The sequence below is a fragment of the Mesorhizobium sp. B3-2-1 genome, assembly GCF_006439515.1.
Lineage (GTDB): Bacteria > Pseudomonadota > Alphaproteobacteria > Rhizobiales > Rhizobiaceae > Mesorhizobium.
Window position 1 is genome coordinate 43439 of record NZ_VFTI01000024.1, and the last position, 18278, is coordinate 61716.

The following is an 18278-nucleotide window of genomic DNA, read 5'->3' on the forward strand; positions in this document are numbered from 1 at the left end:
GCCTTGATACCAACCTCCGGTCCTTACCACCTAACCAACATCCGGCTTCATGCGTCGCTGACGCCGGGTCGTGCTGCGACCTTCGACAGCGATGGTTTCGCCCTTGCCGACATCACCGTCGCCGACGGCAAGATTTCCAGCATCGCCACGCACGCCGCATCGAAGGTACCGGCCGGCGCCATAGACCTTGGCGGCCGTATCGTGCTGCCGTGTTTCGTCGACTGCCACACGCATATCGACAAGGGCCATATCTGGCCGCGAAAGCCCAATCCCGACGGTACGTTCATGGGCGCGCTGAATGCCACCGGCGCCGACCGCGTGGCGCGCTGGAGCGCCGAGGACGTCGCGCGCCGCATGGACTTCTCGCTGCGCTCGGCCTACGCGCATGGCACCAGGGCGCTCAGGACTCATATCGACAGCGTCGCGCCGCAGGAGGAAATCTCCTGGCCGGTGTTCGAGACGATGCGCGAGGCATGGCGCGGCCGCATCGAATTGCAGGGTGCCTGCCTGCTCGGCATCGAGGGCGTGCGCGACAAGAAATGGTTCGACAGGCTGGCCAAAAGGGTGGCCGCCGCCAAGGGTGTGCTCGGCGTCGTCACCTATATGGTGCCGGACCTGGAAGAACTGCTCGACCACGTCTTCGCGCAGGCCATCAAGCACGGACTCGACCTCGATTTTCACGCCGACGAGACCGACGATGTCGCCGCGATCTCGCTGAAGAAGATCGCCGAAGCAGCCCTGTGGAACGGATTCGAGGGAAAAATCCTCGTCGGCCATTGCTGCTCGCTGGCACGGCAGCCCGATCTCGAGGTGCTGGACACGCTGGACAAAGTGGCGAAAGCCAGGCTGGCAATCGTATCGCTGCCGATGTGCAATCTCTATTTGCAGGACCGTCGCGCTGACCAAACCACTCCGCGCTGGCGTGGCGTGACGCTGCTGCACGAGATGAAGGCGAGGGGCATTCCAGTGGCCGTCGCTTCCGACAACACGCGCGACCCGTTCTACGCCTATGGCGATCTCGACATGCTGGAGGTCTACCGCATGGCGACACGCATCCTGCATTTCGACCATCCGGTCGCCGACTGGCCGCAGACGGTCACCGCGACGCCGGCCAAGGTGATGCGGCTCGATGGCTTCGGCACGCTTGCCGCCGGCGGCGATGCCGACTTCGTGCTGTTCAAAGGTCGAAGCTGGACGGAATTGCTGTCACGGCCCGAATCGGATCGCATCGTTGTGCGCGCCGGACGCGCGATCGACCGGCAATTGCCCGACTATGCCGAACTCGACGAGCTGATGGTGGAATGATGGATGTTTCGGCGCTCAAAAGCGATCTGGACGGGATAAAACTCGACGACAATCCGGCCATCGTGCAGCAGAAGAGCCGCGACTTCTACTGGTACAGCCCGGTGCTGAAACAGCAGCTCGACCATGTCACCGGTGACCTCATCGTGACGCCGAAGACCGAAGCCGAACTGATCCGCGTGCTTACCGCCTGTCATCGCCATGGCGTGCCGGTGACGCCGCGCGGCAGCGGCACCGGCAATTACGGCCAGGCGATGCCGCTGTCGGGCGGGGTGGTGCTGAACCTTGCCGAGATGAACGAGATCAAGTCAATCGCCCCGGGCCGCGTGGTGACTGGTCCGGGCGCGGTGCTGGCCGACATCGACAAGGCGACACGGGCGCATTCCGGACAGGAACTGCGGCTGTCGCCCTCAACCTACAACACCGCCTCGATCGGCGGCTTCATCGCCGGCGGCTCCGGCGGCGTCGGCTCGATCAATTTCGGCGGATTGCGTGATTTCGGCAATGTGCTGCGGCTGCGCGTGGTGACGATGGAGGCCGAGCCGAGGGTGCTCGAACTCACCGGCGAAGACCTGCACAAGGTGACCCATGCCTATGGCACCAATGGCATTATCTCGGAAGTCGAGATGCCGCTGACGGCAGCCTATGAGTGGATCGACGTCATCGTCGGCTTCGACGCCTTCATGGATGCGGCCCGCTATGGTAACGCGCTGGCCTGCCAGGACGGCATCCTGACCAAGCTGATCACGCCGATCGCAGCGCCCGTGCCGCAGCTCTATTTCAAGCGGCACCAGAAATTCTTCAGGGAAGGGCAAAGCATATGCGTCGTCATGGTGGCGCAGCATGGGCTGGACGCGTTCCTTGCCTTTACGCGACGCGCCGGGGGCGAAGTGATCTTCAACGCCGCTCTTGCTGCGCCGGAAGAGAAAAAGGGCCTGCCGCCGGCCTATGAACTGGCCTGGAACCACACCACGCTCAGGGCGCTGCGGGTCGATCCCGCCATCACCTACCTGCAGTCGCTCTATCCCTTTCCCAACCAGCTGGCGCTGGTCGAGAAAATGGATGCGATGTTTCCCGGCGAAGTGTTTTCTCATCTCGAATTCGTGCGGCTGGACGGCAATATCACCTGCTTCGGCCTGCCGCTGGTCAAGTTCACCACCGAGGCGCGGCTCGACGAGATCATCCGCCTGCATGAGGAAAATGGCTGCCCGATCTTCAACCCACACCGCTACACGCTGGAAGAGGGCGGCATGAAGCAGACCGACGCGGTGCAACTCGCCTTCAAGCGCGAGACCGACCCGCAAGGCCTGCTCAACCCCGGCAAGATGATCGCCTGGGAAAACCCGGACTACGATTATCGTTCCGGCCGGACCTTTCTGTTCAAGGGGCTGCAGAGGGCAAGCTGATCCATGAAGCGTTGGCGCCAAGCCACCCCCCTCTGGCCTGCCGGCCATCTCCCCCTCAAGGGGGGAGATTGGATGTCGCTTGGGCTTTCGCCAATTACCAACGCCGAAACAGATTGGGGACGTCGAACCTGCCAATCTCCCCCCTTGAGGGGGAGATGCCCGGCAGGGCAGAGGGGGGCGCCTCGCGCTGACTTGCGGGATGTCCTTCCATGAACATCCTCGTCCTCTACGCCCATCCGGTCGAGACCAGCTTCAATGCCGGCCTGCACCGGATGATCGTCGAGCGGCTGACGGCGGCGGGTCATACGGTCGACGATTGCGATCTCTACGCCGAGGATTTCGACCCACGGCTGACGCGCAGGGAGAGGCTGGATTATCACGATCAACGCGGCCCCGGAGATCCTGCGGCGCCTTATGTCGAGCGCCTGCTGCACGCCGATGCGCTGGTGCTTTCCTATCCGGTCTGGAATTACGGCTTTCCCGCGGTCCTGAAAGGCTTCTTCGATCGCGTCTTCCTGCCGGGCGTGTCGTTCAGGCTGGTCGACGGCAAGGTGCAGCCGTCGTTGCACAACATAAAAAAAGTCGCGGCGGTCACCACCTATGGCGGCAGCCGGTTCCGCGCCATGCTCATGGGCGACCCGCCGCGCAAGCTGATCAAGCGCATGCTGCGCGCCACGGTAAAGCCGGGCGCACCGGTAACTTACCTCGCGCATTACGCGATGAACCTGTCGACCGATGAAACCCGGAAGACCTTCACGGCGAAGGTCGCGGCCAGAATGGATGCATTCTGATGCGTGCGCTTGTCGTTTATTGCCATCCGGTGCCGGAGAGCTTTTGCGCCGCGATCCGCGACACCGCCCTGGATGTGCTGACGCGACGAGGCTGGGACGTGCGGCTGCTTGATCTCTATGCCGAAAAATTCAACCCGGTGATGAGCTGCGAGGAGCGGCGCAGCTATAACAATCAGGCGCCGCAGGATCCGGCGCTGAAGCCGCATTTCGAACTGCTCAACTGGGCCGAGGCGATCCTGTTCGTCTATCCGACCTGGTGGTATGGGCTGCCGGCGATGCTGAAAGGCTGGCTCGACCGGGTGTGGGCGACCGACATCGCCTTCAAGCTCCCAGTGGGCAAGGGCGGGATCAGGTCGCTGATGACGCATGTCACCAAGGTCGGCGTCATCACCACCTGTGGTGCGCCGACCTGGTGGAGCGTCGTCGTCGGCCAACCCGGCCGCAAAACCTTGCTGCGCGGCATGCGGGCGCTGTGCGCCAGACGCTGCAAGACTTTCTTCCTGGCGCATTATTTGATGGACGCTTCGACGCCGGCGACGAGGGCGGCGTTCCTGGTGAAGGTGCGGGCGAAGCTGGAGCGGTTTTGAGCGGCGAAATTAGCGTCCTTCTCCCCGTTCTACGGGGAGAAGATGCCGGCAGGCAGATGAGGGGCAGCGCGAACTTTTCCGGATCCGGCGCCGCCCCTCATCCGGGCCTTCGGGCCACCTTCTCCCCGTAGAACGGGGAGAAGGGTAAAAGGCGCTACATCTTCGTCCGTTCCGCCTTTGGATCATACATCGGCTTCAGCGACGCCTCGGCCGCAAACCGTTCGCCGGCGATTTCGATTTCGTAGGTCGAGGCGAGCACATCCGCCTCGCTCTCGCCCTGGCAAGGCACATAGCCCAGCCCGATCGCCCCGCCGAGATGGTGACCATAGTTGCCCGAAGTGATCGGACCGACGATCTTGCCATCGCGCAGGATCGCCTCATTGTGGAAGAGCAACGGCTGCGAGTCCTTGAGGCGGAACTGGACGAGACGGCGGTTCACTCCGGCCTCTTTCTTCCGCAGCACGGCATCGCGGCCGATGAAATCGCCCTTGGCCGTCTTCACCGCGAAGCCGAGGCCCGCTTCCAGCACGTTGTCTTCATCGGTGATGTCATGGCCGAAATGGCGGAAAGCCTTTTCGATGCGGCAGGAATCCAGCGTGTGCAGGCCACAGAGCCTCAAGCCTACATCCGCGCCGGCCTCGTCGATGGCCTCGAAGACGTGCGCCGCCTGGTCGGTCGAGACATAAAGCTCCCAGCCGAGTTCGCCGACATAGGTGACGCGGTGCGCCCGAGCGAGGCCCATGCCAATCTCGATCTCCTGGAAGGTGCCGAACGGATTGTTCTCGTTGGAGAAGTCGTTCGGGCTGACCTTCTGGATCAGTTTTCGCGCATCCGGCCCCATCAGGCAGAGCACGCTTTCGGCCGCGGTTACGTCCGTGATGACGACGAACTGCTCGCTGATATGCCGGCGCAGCCAGGCGAGGTCGCGTTGCAGCGTGGCGCCCGGCACGACGAGGAAATAGGCCGTATCCGAAAGCCGCGACACGGTGAGGTCGCTCTCTATGCCGCCGCGCTGGTTGAGCATCTGGGTGTAGACGATCTTGCCCGGCGCCACATCCATGTCGTTGGCGCACAATCTTTGCAGGAAGGCGCAGGCGTCGCGGCCCTCGACGCGGATCTTGCCGAACGAAGTCATGTCGAACAGGCCGACCTTGTTGCGGACGGCCAGATGTTCTTCACGCTGGTTGTAGAACCAGTTCTGCCGCTTCCAGGAATAGCGATATTCGCGCTCCTGGCCTTCGCGCGCGAACCAGTTGGCGCGCTCCCAGCCGGCGACTTCGCCGAACACGGCGCCGCGCGCCTTCAGATGCTCATGCAGGGGCGAGCGGCGCACGCCACGCGACGTCGCCATCTGGCGATAGGGAAAGTGGTCGGCATAGAGCAGGCCGAGCGTTTCGGAAACGCGCTCCTTGAGATAGCGGCGGTTCTTCTGGAACGGCTGGGTGCGGCGGATGTCCACTTCCCAGAGGTCGAACGGCGCTTCGCCATCGTTGATCCACTGCGCCAGCGCCATGCCGGCGCCGCCGGACGAGACGATGCCGATCGAATTGTAGCCGGTAGCCATCCAGTAACCACGCAGCTCCGGCGCCTCGCCAAGATAGTAGCGGTCGTCGGGGGTGAAACTTTCCGGGCCGTTGAAGAAGGTGTGGATGCCGGCGGTGGCCAGCATCGGCATCCGATTGACGCCCATTTCGAGGATCGGTTCGAAATGGTCCATGTCCTCGGGCAACTGGTCGAAGCAGAAATCCTCGCGGATGCCGTCCATGCCCCATGGCTTTGCCACCGGTTCGAAGGCGCCGAGCATCATCTTGCCGGCGTCTTCCTTGTAGTAGGCGCACTCGTCCGGCACGCGCAGCACCGGCAGGCGGCCGAGGCCGGGGATCGGCTCGGTGACGAGATAGAAGTGCTCGCAGGCGTGCAGCGGGATGTTAACGCCATTTTGTGCGCCGAGGTCGCGCGCCCACATGCCGGCGCAGTTGACCACGATGTCGGCCTCGATCGTGCCTTGCTCTTCGCCTTGCGCCCAGGACACGCCGGAGACGCGGCCATTTTTCGTATGGACCTTGGTGACCTTCACATTCTCGGCGATGGTGGCGCCGCGCTGACGCGCACCCTTGGCCAGCGCCATGGCGATGTTGGCCGGGTCGCACTGGCCGTCGAGCGGCAGATGCACGGCGCCGATCACGTCGGAGACGTTGACGTGCGGGTACATCTCCTTGACTTCGTTGGGAGAAATCTCACGCACGTCGACGTCGAAGGCGCGGGCCAGCGACGCCTGCCGGTAGATCTCGTGCTTGCGCTCCTCGGTCAACGCCACGGTGATCGAGCCGACCTGGCGCATGCCGGTGCCGACCTCGGTCTCGGCTTCCAGCTTGACGTAGAGATCGGCCGAGTATTTCGCCAGCCTTGTCATGTTCTGCGAACCGCGCAACTGTCCGATCAGCCCGGCGGCGTGCCACGTCGTGCCCGAGGTCAGCTGTTTGCGCTCCAAAAGCACGATGTCGGTCCAGCCGAGCTTGGCCAGGTGGTAGGCGACCGAGCAGCCGGAGACGCCGCCGCCAATGATGACGGCCCGCGCTTTGGTGGGAATGGTCCTGGCGGTCATGCGGCCTCGCGGCGATAGCTGGAAACAAAACGGCGCAGCCGGGCGGCTGCTTCGCGCAGTACCGGCTCGGGCTGGCACAGGCTGATGCGGATATGGCCGGCCGCGGCTTCGCCGAAACTCGAGCCCGGCATGACGCCGACCTTCTCCTTGTCGAGGAAGGCGAAGGCGAATTTCTCGTCATCGGGTTCGACATCCGATATGTCGAGCATGACATACATGCCGCCTTCGGAACCGCGCACGGTGACATCGTTCATGCCGCGTACCGCATCGAGCAGGACGGTGCGGCGTGCGGCGTAGCGTTCGGCGATGTCCTTGACGCCATAGTTTTGCTCCAGCGCCTCGGTGCAAGCGATCGAAATGAAGGCCGGCAGGCCGTAGGTCGTCACCAGGTTGAGGTTGATCAGCAGTTTGATCATTTTCTCCGGACCGGTCAGCCAGCCCATGCGCCAGCCGGTCATGCCGTGGCTCTTGGACATGGAATTGATGACCAGCGTGCGCTCGGCCATGCCTGGCAGCGAGCGCGGCGAGATGTGCTCGCCGCCGCCCAGCGTCCAGTAGACCTCGTCCGACAGCAGCCACAGGTCATGCTCGCGGCAAACCTCGGCCAGCTGTTCCAGCCGCTCGCGCGAATAGACCGCACCGGTCGGGTTGTTCGGCGTGTTGATCAAGATGGCGCGCGTGTTGGGCCTGAGTGCCGCGCGGATCATGTCGGCGCGGGGTTGGAACCCATCCTCGGCGGGTGTCTCGACCACGGTGAAACTGGCACCCGCCGCGCTGAAGGTGTTGGGATAGGTGGCATAGTAGGGTGCGACGACGATGGCGTGGTCGCCCGGGTCGAGAACGGCCTGCACGGCCGCGTAAAGTGCGGCTTGGCCGCCCGGCGTGGCGATGACCTCTTCCGGCATCGTCTCGACGCCGGTGCAGGCGCTGGAGGCCGCCGCCATCGCCTTGCGCAGGCGCGGCAGGCCGGGGAGCGGCGTGTAGTGATGATTGCTGCCGCGAACCGCGGCAACGCAGGCTTCGATCGTTTCCGACGGCGTGTCGAAATCATGGTCGCCGACCGACAGCATGATGATGTCCTCGCCGGCTTCCTTGCGGTTCCAGGCGGCGAAGTGAACCTCCCAGCCGTCCTTGCCCGATGGCACGATGCCGGTAATGCGCGATGATGGCTTAGGCATGTGAGACTCCCGAGATCGCGTAGCCGTCCTGTTGCAGTCGGTCGCGCAAGGCGGCGATATGGGCAGGACCGACCTCGCAGCAACCGCCGACGATGTCCGCACCCGCTTCCACCCAGCCGACAGCCTGGTCGGCGTACGCATCCGGACCGAGGTCGTGGCGGGCATGCAGTACATCCACCGTGCCGCCATGCTTGAGCGCTTCGGTGGAGGTGAAGCCATTGGCATAGGCGCCGACCGTGCCGCCCAACTCGATCAGTTCCGGCAAGGCCGCCGCGATCGCTTCCGGGCGGCAGCAGTTGAGCAGCCGCGCCGCGACCGGCAGATCTCCGAGCGCCTCCGCCGCCGAAGCAATCGTCTCGCCACTGCGCAAGCGCGGCGTGCCGTGATCTGCCAGCGTCCATGACACCCAGACAGGCTTGCCGCTTTCCGATGCGGCGGTGGCCGCAGCGCGTGCCTCTTCGGCCGACGCCATGGTCTCGCACAGGAACAGGTCGACGTCATCAGCCTGCTCGGCGACGATACGACGGTAGATGTCGAGCGTGTCTTGGAATGAAATGGTCAGCGCCGGCGCGTAGCTGCCGAAAAGCGGTGACAGGCAGCCGGCGATCGCCGCGTCGCCGGCTTCGTCGCGCGCTTGCCTGGCGAGGTCGATGCCACGCTTCTGCAATGGCTTGAACAGGTCTTCTGCACCTTCGCGCGCCAGCCGTTCGGGCGTCGCCGAATAGGTGTTTATGGTGATGACGCTGGCGCCGGCGCGAATGAATTCGGCGTGCAAGCCGCGCACGAGGTCGGGTTCGTCGATCAGCACCCTGGCCGACCACAGCGGCGTCGGCTCGGACTTGCTGCGCCGCACCAACTCCTGGCCCATGCCACCGTCGGTGAGAATGACAGGCTTCATGCGCGCAGCCTTTCGTTCCTGGGGTCCCACAAGGGCTCGTCCGGCTGCACGACTGCCTTGAAGCGGTCGCCGAAGATATCGACCTCGACAGAGGTACCGGGTTCGGTCAGATCAGCGCGCAGCATGCCGAGCGCGATCGACTTGTCGATGCGATGGCCCCAGCCCCCCGAGGTCGTCTCGCCGACGATCTGGCCGTCATGCCAGAGCGTCGACATGTAGGGCGCGTCGCAGTCGCCGGGATTTTCGACCACCAGCGTGACGAAACGCTTCTTCACGCCTTGTTGTTTCTCGTTCTGCAGCGCCGCCTTGCCGCGGAAGTCCGGCTTTTCCCATTTGACGAAACGCTCGAGCCCGCCCTGCAGAATCGAGTAGTCGGTCGACAGGTCGCCCTTCCAGGTGCGGTAGCCCTTTTCCAGACGCAGCGAATCCAGCGCGTACATGCCGAATGGCTTCAGCCCATGATTTTGCCCGGCGGCGCAGATCGCGTCGAAGATTGCCGCGGTGTCGTCGACCCTGGTGTGGATCTCCCATCCGAGCTCGCCGGCAAAGGAGACGCGGACCAGCTTGGCCCAGCGACCGGCGATCCTGGTCTCCTGATGCGTCAGCCATGGCAAGGTCAGGTCGGCCTCACAGACATCGGCAAGGATTTTTCGCGAATTCGGACCGGCCAGGATCTGCGTGGAGAATTCCTCTGTCCGGTCGATCAGCTTGAACTCTGCATTGCCGGGCATGTGCGACTTCAGCCATTCGAAGTCATGCCACTGCGCCACCGCCGCGGTGATCAGCGTCATGGACTCTTCGCCATGGCGCACCACCGACATTTCGGTGACGATGCGACCCTTGTCGTCGGAGAAATAGACGAGGCCGATGCGGCCCGGCTTCGGCACCAGGCCGGTCACTTGCCGGCTCAACCATTCGGCGGCACCTGGACCCTCGAGGTTGAAGCGCGAGAAGCCGGGCAGGTCGAGGATGCCGGCGGCGTCGCGGACCGCCAGGCACTCTTCGCGGACGCGTTGCTGCCAGGGCCCTTCGCGGCGGAAGGTCAGCGTCGCTTCCTCGGAGACGTCGTCGCCGTCCTGCGCGTACCAGGTGGCGCGTTCCCAGCCATTATAGGCATCGAAGCGGGCGCCGAACGCCTTGATGCGATCGTGGATCGGCGACAGTTTCCTGTCACGTCCTTCCGGCCAGGCGTGACGCGGGAATTGGATGGCGTATTCATTGCCATAGATTTCCATGCCCTTGGCCACGCAATAATCCGGTGCTGAGGCGAAAGAGGTAAAGCGGCGCGGATCGCACGACCACATGTCCCATTCAGTCTGGCCTTGCGTCACCCATTCGGCCAGCACCTTGCCGGCGCCGCCGCCCTGGGCGATGCCGAAGGTGAAGACGCAAGCCTCGAAAGCATTGGGAACGCCCGGCATCGGCCCGATCAGCGGATTGCCGTCCGGCGCATAAGGGATCGGGCCGTTGATGACCTTGGACAGGCCGGCGGTGCCGAGGATCGGCACGCGGGCGACCGCATCGGCCAGGTAATGTTCCAGCCGGTCGAGATCGTCGGGGAAGAGCTGGAAGGAAAAGTCGTCCGGCATGGGATCGTCGTGGGTGGCCCAATGCGCGCGGCAATTGCGCTCATAGGGGCCAAGATTCATGCCGGCCTTTTCCTGGCGCAAATAGTATGAGGTGTCGACGTCGCGCAGCAGCGGCAGTTTCTTGCCCTGTTCCTTCGACCATGCGGCGAGTTCGGGGATCTCCTCGAACAATATGTATTGATGGCTCATCACCATCATCGGCACTTCGCGCCCGAACATCCTGCCGACTTCGGCGGCACGATAGCCGGCCGCATTGACGACGATCTCGCAGCGGATCTCGCCTTGCGCCGTAACGACCACCCACTCGTCCTTCTCACGGCGCACGCCGGTGACGGGGCAGAAGCGGATGATTTTCGCGCCCATGTCGCGCGCGCCCTTGGCCAGCGCCTGCGTCAACTGCGCCGGGTCGATGTCGCCGTCGCTCGGATCGTAGAGCGCGCCCTTCAACTCATGCGTTTCAAGGAAGGGGTAGCGGCGCTTGATCTCGTCGAGCCCGACCACGTCTATGTCCATGCCCTGGTAGCGGCCCATGCCCTTGGCGCGCTGGAATTCCTGCATGCGCTCGTTTGTGTGGGCGAGCCTGAGCGAACCGGTGACATGGTAGTTCATGGGATAGTCGACCGCGTCGGCGAGGCCACGATAGAGCTCGGTCGAATAGCGCTGCATGTTCATCAGCGACCAGGAGGAGGAGAAGGTCGGCACATTGCCGGCGGCATGCCAAGTCGAGCCCGAGGTCAGCTCGTTCTTTTCCAGAAGAACGCAGTCGGTCCAGCCGGCCTTGGCCAGATGATAGAGCGAAGAGGTGCCGACAACGCCACCTCCGATGATCACCACGCGCGCCGTGCTCGGCAAACCCGCCATGTTCTTCTCCCAATCTTCGAGCGCGTCGCGCTTCTATCTTTGTTTGATGCACGTCCTTTTCCCAAAACCGCTGCACGGTTTTAGGTGCCATGCATTCAATAGACGGGTGGCGAAACCACCCAGATTACGATCGCCGGCTCGCTACCCGGGTTGCGCCAGCGGTAAGGCTTGCCTTCGAAGCGGAAGGAGTCGCCTTCGCCGAGCCGGTGCCAGACCCCGGCTATTTCGATGTCGAACTGCCCGGACACGATGTATCCAGCCTCCTCGGTCGGCCGGCGGGCCTCGTTCTTCAACTCCGCGCCAGGCGCGAAGACTGAGCGCACCATCTCGAAGCTACCACCGAGGTCCGGTGACAGAAGCTCCTCCACAAGGCCGGATTCGCTGGTGCCAAGGGTGCGGCGCTTGCCGGCGCGCACCACCACGCCGCGCTCGCTTTCCACGGGCACGTCATGGCTGAAGAACAGGCTGATCGGCACGCCGAACAAATCGGCGAAAGCCCTGAGGTCGCTGAGCGACGGCGTCGACAGTCCGCGCTCGACCTGGCTGACCCAGCCGACCGAACGGCCGAGTTGCAGCGCGATCTCGGCAAGCGTCAGCCCTCGCACCCGGCGCAAGGCCCTGATATCGCCGGCCAGGACTCGCTCGTCAGGTCCCTGTAATGTTCGTGCGGTAGGGGAGACCAAATCGCTCACTTCATGAAAAATTCCAGTCGAATTTCATGAGAAATGAAGCTCATGAAAAAATCAAGTAGATTTTCACCAATGCTCAAGATTTGCTTGCAGGATTTTGACGGTTCATGCAAAGGCTCCGCCGCGAGCGGCGAGTGGGGACGTCCGATCGAGAACATGGCTAAGGGACGGCCCATGCTGGAAAAGAAGGCTCGAATCGCGGTTGATGCCGAGATCGTCGACGATGCGATCATGTCGCGCCGTTCGGTGCGCGCATTTCTGCCCGACATGATCGACGACGAGACGATCCGTGACATACTGGCTGTCGCGGCGCGCGCTCCCTCCGGCACCAACATGCAGCCCTGGCGGGTCTACGTCACCAAGGGCGGGACCAAGCAGCGGATAACGGATGCCATCATGAATTCCGGCATCCGCGCGGAAAAAGCCGACTGGGACGAATATCGCTATTATCCGACCCAGTTCTTCGAACCGTATCTCACCCGCCGCCGTGCCAACGGGTTCGGCCTCTACGGCGCGCTCGGCATAGGCCGCCGGGAAGTCGACAAGATGCGTGCCCAGCATGACCGCAACTTCGTCTTCTTCGACGCGCCGGTCGGCATGATCTTCACCATCGACCGCCGGCTCAACCAGGGTTCGTGGATCGACTACGGCATGTTCCTGCAAAACATCATGGTCGCGGCGCGGGGCAGGGGTCTGCATACCTGTCCGCAGGCGGCCTTCGCACCCTACCACCGGCAGATCCGGCCGGTGCTCGACATTCCCGACGAGGAGATCGTCGTCTGCGGCATGGCGCTCGGCTATGAAGACATTTCCAAGCCTGAGAACGCCTTCCGCACCGATCGTGAGCCGCTCGAGGAATGGGTGACGTTCAGCGAGTAGGTTTCGCCCGCCGCAGGCCCGCTATTCCGTATTCATGTGCGCGCCGTGACCGCTGACATGGGCGCCGTCCTGTGGCGTCAGCTTGAGATAGGCGAGCAGGGCGCAGAGCGTGATGACGCCTTCGATCACGAACAGGATCCGGAAGTCGCTGGCGACGGCCGGCCCGCCGCCGGCGAGAAACGACAGCATCGCAGCCGCCAGGCCGACGCTGATCGCGACCGCCAGCTGCCACAGGATGTAGTAGAGCGCACTGAAGCGGGCGAGCTGTTCGGGCGCGATGTCGGAATAGGCGAGGTTGCCGGTCGAAGCCCATTGCACCGAGCGAAAGACGCCAAAGACGAAGATGTAGGTGAGCGTGACCCAGACCGGCGTCGTTGCTTGCATCAAGGCGAAGCCAGCGACCATGCCGGCAACAACGGGCGTGTTGAAGACCAGCACGCGGCGAAAACCGAAGCGGTTGAGAAGGCATGGCATGAAGACACGCATACCCACCGAGCCGACCGCTGCCACGAAGGTCAGCGATCCCGCCTGCACCGCGCTCATGCCGAAGCCGAGCTGGAACATCAGTGGCAGCAGGAAGACGACGGAGCTGAGACCGATCGTATCCGGCCCGCCGCCGGTAAGGAAGGAGATGCGGAAGGTGCGGATGCGCAGGAGCTTGAGATCGAGCAGGGGATTGCGCACACGCAGACAGTAGAAGGAGGCGGACGCAAGGATGATGAGCGCCAGCACGAGCTCGGCGGCGATCATGCTGCCGGCCGCGTCTTTCGCCGCGAGCGAGTCCATGCCGAAGACCAGCAGGACCATGCCGCTGCCGACCAGCAAAAAGCCTGGAAAATCGAACCGCGTGCGCAACGGCTTGGTCATTGTCGGGAACAGTGAGGCGGCAAGGATTGCCGCCACGAGCGCGAACGGCACGTTGATGAAGAAGATCCAGCGCCAGGAGATGTAGGTGGTCAGCGCGCCGCCGACGAGCGGACCGACCAGCGGCCCGGACTGGCCGGCCAGCGAGATATACATGTTGATCTTCAAGGTCCGGCTACGAGGGAAGGTCGACAGGATGACGACTTGGCCGAGCGTGCCCATCAGCGCACCGCCGAAGCCCTGCAGCGCGCGGGCGCCGACGAGTGTCCAGATGTCGTTCGACAGCCCGCACAGGGCCGATGAAGCGGCAAACACCAGCAAGGCGAAGCAATAGACGTTGCGCAGGCCGAAACGATCGGCGGCCCAGCCGCCAAGCGGCATCGAGATGATCAGGCTCGCGACGTAGACGGTGATCAGCAGGCCGAGCTGGCTTGGCGGACGGCCAAGGCTTTCACTGATGCCCGGCAGCGCCGTCACCACGACATTCTGGTCGAGGCTGGTCATGAACACGCCGCAGGCGACCGTCAGCGGCAGTAGGAGCATCGCTCTTGCCGGCACATCGGCGCGATCGGTGGCGCCGGCTGATAGTTCAGCGGTCATAGGGATGTTCGAACCAAATATGCCGACTCTGAGACGGGACTTTCATCCCTTGGACCGGTTGGGCGGCCACGTTTTCCATCATGGGCGCCAAAGGCGGGATTCTCTAGCGGCAGAACCGGCCGGCATTGAGGCCAGAGGCAGCGGCTCTAAGGGCAGGCCGCCTACTGCACCTCGTAGCCGACTTCCTCGCTGGCGTGGCAAAGCGCCTTCCAGAACGAGCGGGCGAAGGAGCGGAAGACATAGATGTCGAATTGGTCGGTGCCGGTGCGCTGGATCTGGGCGAAGACATCGTGGTGCGTTGTCGAGCGGCCGGCGCCGACCGGAAAGGCGGGCAGGGCGAAGTCGATGGCGAAGAATTTCGACAGCACCCATTCGGCTTTCGGCCCGGCGATGCGGATGGCGGTGCGGCCATGCGACAGATCTGTCACCGTGCCGATGGCCGGCGTCACCGGCTCGGCGAAGGCCGCAGCCAGTCCTTCGGCCTCATCTGCTACCGTGAACTTTCCCGGTGCGAAGCCGAACACCGATTTCACGCCGTCGCTCGAGCCGCCGCCGGCGCCGTCGGGCAGCGCAAGCCCGGTGACAGCGTGGATGGCCGCGATCAGTTTCTTCTCCTCGCCAGGCCATGCCGCGAGTTGCACGATCGAGCCCGGCCTGGTTTCGGTGAGCAGGATCTCGACGCCATGCTCGAAATTGCCGTGTGAGCCGACATGGAATTCCGGCTCGAGAGGCGATTGACGCTCAGCCATGCATGCGGGTCCCTTCCGGATCGTAGAAGTGGTTGGAGACGATCTCCACGGGCCCGAAGCGGTTGCGTAAGGGATCGGAGACATGGGCACGCGTGCCGTGCCTGGCCTTGCCGCCCTTGACCAGTGCCAGCGCGATATGCTTGCCGAGCGCCGGCGAATAGCAGCAGGCGGTGATGTGCCCGATCGAGCCGTGCGGATTGGCTTCGTCGACTTCCTCGACAATGTGTGCGCCGCCATTGAGCGGCCGGTTGTCGAGCGCGATCAGGCCGACCAATTCCAGCCGCTCGGACGCGACGAGGCCTTCCCGGTCCATCATCGCCGAGCCGATGAACGGCTTCTTCTTCGACAGCATCCAGTCGAGATGCAGGTCGCGCGCCGTGGTGCGGCCGTCGATCTCGGCGCCGGTGACATGGCCCTTCTCGATGCGCATCGTGCCCAGCGCCTCGAGTCCGTAGGTGACCAGCCCGAACGGCTTGCCGGCCTCGACCAACGCTTCCCAGACATTGGTGCCGTACCCGGCGCCACAATAGACCTCGAAGGCCATTTCACCGGAGAAGGATAACCGGCAAATCATCACCGGCACGCCTGAGATCTCGCCATGCACGATGCCCATGAAGGGCAGCGTCGCATTGTCGACAGCAGTGCCGGTGACACAGGCTGCGAGAATCTCCCTCGCTTTCGGGCCGCCGATCGCGGCTCCCGCCCATTCGTCGGTCACCGAGGTGACGTGGACCTTGAGTTCCGGCCAGATCACGTCGAGGAAATATTCCAGATGCTGCATCACCTTGCCGGCATTGGCCGTGGTGGTGGTCATCAGGAAATCCTGTTCGCCGAGCCGCCAGGTGGTGCCGTCGTCGAAGGCGAAGCCGTCCTCGCGCAGCATCAGCCCATAGCGTGCCTTGCCGACGGCGAGCGTCGAGAACATGTTGGTGTAGACACGGTCGAGGAACGCGGCGGCGTCGGGGCCTTGCACGGCGATCTTGCCCAGCGTCGAGACATCGACGATGCCCGCACTTTCGCGCGTCGCCTTGGCTTCGCGCACATAGGCCTGTTCGACGGTTTCGCCCGCGTGGCCGTAGATCATCGGCCGGTACCAGAGGCCGGCCGAATACATGGTCGCGCCATTGTCGACATGCCAGTCATACATCGGCGTCAGCCGTTCGGGCTTGAGGTCGCCGAAACGTTCGGCTGCCAGCGAGCCGATCGACACCGGCGCGAAGGGCGGTCGGAAGCGCGTCGTGCCGACTTCCGGGATCGGCCTGCCGAGCGCTTCCGCCATGATGGCGAGGCCGGGAACGTTGGAGCTCTTGCCTTGGTCGGTGGCCATGCCGAGCGTGGTGTAGCGCTTCAGGTGCTCGACAGAGACGAAGCCTTCGCGATGCGCCAGGCGGACATCCTCCGCCGTGACGTCGTGCTGGAAATCGACAAAGCTCTTGCCGCTGCCCTTGATCTCGAACACGGGCGCGGGACAGGGGTCACAAGGCAAGGATTCGATGTCCGGGTACGCCATTGGCGCAACTGTCGCCCCGACCGCGGTGAGACCTGCGTTGCGGCCGTCCAATATTGCTTCAAGGGTCATGAAATGGCCGTTGAAGGCGCCGGCGCCTACCCATTTCTGCGTCGGCATCGGCGGTAGGAAGGCTTGCAGCGCCTCATTCCATTCCGCCCTGGCGCCGGCCTGGCTGGCCAGATGGATGGTCGGCGACCAGCCGCCCGACATCAGCAGGCAATCGGCATGGACGCTGCGTGCATCGCCGCTCAGCGCACCGGCGACCATGTCGAACCGCTGAACCTTGAGGCCGGACAAGGCCTTGCTGCCTTCCGTGGCGACAACCGCATGGCCGGAAAGCAATTCCGCCTCGGCTTCGCCGGCCAGGGCGCTCATCTCGGCGGACGGTTGCGGGCGCACGTCGACGATGGCAACGATCGCCGCACCTGCCTGCTTCAGCGCCAACGCCGACCGGTAGGCGCTGTCATTGTTGGTGAACACGACGACCCGCTGCCCCGGCAGCACGCCGAATTCGTTGGCGTAGCGCTCCGCCGCATGCGCCAGCATGACGCCGGGCCTGTCATTGCCCGGAAACACCAGCGGCCTTTCGAAGGCGCCGGTGGCCAGCACGACGGATCCGGCGCGGATCGCCCAGTAGCGATGGCGCGGCTCACCCTTGGCGGGCTGCGCCTTGTGGTCGCTGACCCGCTCGAGCGCGGCAAGCGTGTTGCTGTCGTAGTAACCCCAGACCGTGGTGCGCGGCAGAAGCCGGACATTGTCCCGCGCCTCGAGTTGGGCGACGGTGCGCCGCACCCAATCTGCGGCGGGCGCGCCATCGATGGTTTCGCCGGACCAGTTGGCCGAACCCCCGAAACGCGGCTCGAGATCGGCCAGCATGACGCGGGCGCCTTGATCCGCGGCGGTCTTGGCGGCCATCAGGCCGGCCGGGCCCGAGCCGACCACCAGAACGTCGCAAAAGGCGCTCATGCGCTCATAGCGGGCCGGGTCCTTTGCCGATCCGGCGCTGCCGAGGCCGGCGGCTCGGCGGATGAAGTGTTCGCAGAACATCCAGAAGCGCGTGCCTTTCAGCGGGCCGACAACCGGTCCCATGAAGGTCTTGTAGTAGAAGCCGGCCGACAGCAGCTTGCCGCCGAGCTGGTTGACGGCATGGATGTCCCAGGTGAGCGAGGGAAAACGGTTCTGGCTGACGGCGATCAGCCCGTCATGGATCTCGACCATGGTTGCAGGAATGTTGGGCTCGCGCACTTCACCCTTCAGCACCGTTACCAGCGCATTGGGTTCTTCCACGCCTGCGCTCAGCAGGCCGCGCGGGCGGTGGTATTTGAAAGAACGCCCGAACAGCGTGACGCCGCTGGCCAGCAGGGCGGATGCCAGCGTGTCGCCGCCATGCCCGGTATAGGCAACGCCGTCGAAAGTGAAGCGGATCGTCTTCAGCCGGTCGATGCGGCCGCCGGTGTCGGTGCGGCGCGGGCTCATGGCTTGTCCTCCGCCTTGCGGCGCGCGGCCGAGCTGTGATCGCCGCGCACGAAGGCGACACTGGAAATCTCATGCGTCAGCGTGTTGCGCACAACCCTCAGGTGAGCCCGGCAGCCGCCGGAATGCTGCCAGATCTCGTTGTGGTCGCCGGCCGGGTTCAGCCGGTCGTAGACATAGGCGTTCCAGGCCTCGAAATTCTGCGAGGCAGGATCGGGACGTTCGCGGTTGCCGTCACCCTGATAGGTGAACTCGATGACGTCGCGTGGGCCGCAATAGGGGCAAGTGATCAGCACG

The 18278-nt window shown here is 64.1% G+C and carries 14 protein-coding genes; 5 read left to right on the forward strand and 9 right to left on the reverse strand.

The genetic code is table 11. The annotated features are described in order from the left end of the window. The first annotated feature begins 3 nt into the window (after nucleotides 1-3). The 4 genes from FJW08_RS22805 to FJW08_RS22825 all read left to right on the forward strand — a co-directional run bounded on the left by FJW08_RS22805 (nucleotide 4) and on the right by FJW08_RS22825 (nucleotide 4086). The gene (locus FJW08_RS22805; protein ID WP_140812389.1) at nucleotides 4-1305 is read left to right on the forward strand and encodes a cytosine deaminase; all 1302 of its coding nucleotides are present in this window, start codon (nucleotides 4-6) and stop codon (nucleotides 1303-1305) included. After that, a complete protein-coding gene (locus FJW08_RS22810) occupies nucleotides 1305-2708 on the forward strand; it encodes an FAD-binding oxidoreductase (protein WP_140812430.1) in 1404 nt (467 codons plus the stop codon). The genes FJW08_RS22805 and FJW08_RS22810 overlap by 1 nt, the downstream gene beginning before the upstream one ends. A gap of 209 nt (nucleotides 2709-2917) precedes the next feature. Beyond that, a complete protein-coding gene (locus FJW08_RS22820) occupies nucleotides 2918-3499 on the forward strand; it encodes an NAD(P)H-dependent oxidoreductase (RefSeq protein ID WP_140812391.1) in 582 nt (193 codons plus the stop codon). Continuing rightward, a complete protein-coding gene (locus FJW08_RS22825) occupies nucleotides 3499-4086 on the forward strand; it encodes an NAD(P)H-dependent oxidoreductase (RefSeq protein ID WP_140812392.1) in 588 nt (195 codons plus the stop codon). The genes FJW08_RS22820 and FJW08_RS22825 overlap by 1 nt, the downstream gene beginning before the upstream one ends. A 154-nt stretch (nucleotides 4087-4240) precedes the next feature. On the opposite strand, the gene FJW08_RS22830 is transcribed toward FJW08_RS22825, so the two are convergent. From FJW08_RS22830 to FJW08_RS22850, 5 genes are all read right to left on the reverse strand, one after another. Further along, nucleotides 4241-6691, reverse strand: a complete 2451-nt coding sequence (locus tag FJW08_RS22830) for an FAD-dependent oxidoreductase (RefSeq protein ID WP_140812393.1) — start codon at nucleotides 6689-6691, stop codon at nucleotides 4241-4243. Beyond that, nucleotides 6688-7869 (reverse strand): pyridoxal phosphate-dependent aminotransferase, encoded by a 1182-nt coding sequence (locus FJW08_RS22835; protein WP_140812394.1) that lies wholly within the window; start codon nucleotides 7867-7869, stop codon nucleotides 6688-6690. The genes FJW08_RS22830 and FJW08_RS22835 overlap by 4 nt, the downstream gene beginning before the upstream one ends. Next, complete coding sequence (locus FJW08_RS22840; protein WP_140812395.1) at nucleotides 7862-8767, reverse strand: homocysteine S-methyltransferase family protein; 906 nt, start codon at nucleotides 8765-8767, stop codon at nucleotides 7862-7864. Before FJW08_RS22840 ends, FJW08_RS22835 begins: the two co-directional genes overlap by 8 nt. Continuing rightward, nucleotides 8764-11217, reverse strand: coding sequence for an FAD-dependent oxidoreductase (locus tag FJW08_RS22845; protein ID WP_140812396.1), 2454 nt, complete (start codon nucleotides 11215-11217; stop codon nucleotides 8764-8766). Before FJW08_RS22845 ends, FJW08_RS22840 begins: the two co-directional genes overlap by 4 nt. Nucleotides 11218-11312: 95 nt before the next feature. Continuing rightward, the gene (locus FJW08_RS22850) at nucleotides 11313-11909 is read right to left on the reverse strand and encodes an XRE family transcriptional regulator (protein ID WP_181183011.1); all 597 of its coding nucleotides are present in this window, start codon (nucleotides 11907-11909) and stop codon (nucleotides 11313-11315) included. 171 nt (nucleotides 11910-12080) lie between these two features. On the opposite strand from FJW08_RS22850, the gene FJW08_RS22855 reads away from it, so the two are divergent. Beyond that, nucleotides 12081-12785 carry a nitroreductase gene (locus FJW08_RS22855; protein ID WP_181183012.1) on the forward strand — a complete coding sequence of 235 codons (705 nt, stop codon included), beginning with the start codon at nucleotides 12081-12083 and terminating at the stop codon, nucleotides 12783-12785. Between the two features lie 21 nt (nucleotides 12786-12806). On the opposite strand, the gene FJW08_RS22860 is transcribed toward FJW08_RS22855, so the two are convergent. The 4 genes from FJW08_RS22860 to FJW08_RS22875 form a co-directional block, all read right to left on the reverse strand. Continuing rightward, entirely contained in the window at nucleotides 12807-14249 is a 1443-nt protein-coding gene (locus FJW08_RS22860) for an MFS transporter (RefSeq protein ID WP_140812398.1), read from the reverse strand. Between the two features lie 161 nt (nucleotides 14250-14410). Continuing rightward, nucleotides 14411-14998 carry a sarcosine oxidase subunit gamma gene (locus tag FJW08_RS22865; protein ID WP_140758224.1) on the reverse strand — a complete coding sequence of 196 codons (588 nt, stop codon included), beginning with the start codon at nucleotides 14996-14998 and terminating at the stop codon, nucleotides 14411-14413. Then, nucleotides 14991-17984: a sarcosine oxidase subunit alpha gene (locus tag FJW08_RS22870; protein WP_140812399.1), complete on the reverse strand. Its 2994-nt coding sequence runs from the start codon at nucleotides 17982-17984 to the stop codon at nucleotides 14991-14993. The genes FJW08_RS22865 and FJW08_RS22870 overlap by 8 nt, the downstream gene beginning before the upstream one ends. Further along, nucleotides 17981-18277: a sarcosine oxidase subunit delta gene (locus tag FJW08_RS22875; RefSeq protein WP_027145874.1), complete on the reverse strand. Its 297-nt coding sequence runs from the start codon at nucleotides 18275-18277 to the stop codon at nucleotides 17981-17983. Before FJW08_RS22875 ends, FJW08_RS22870 begins: the two co-directional genes overlap by 4 nt. Nucleotide 18278 lies beyond the last annotated feature (1 nt).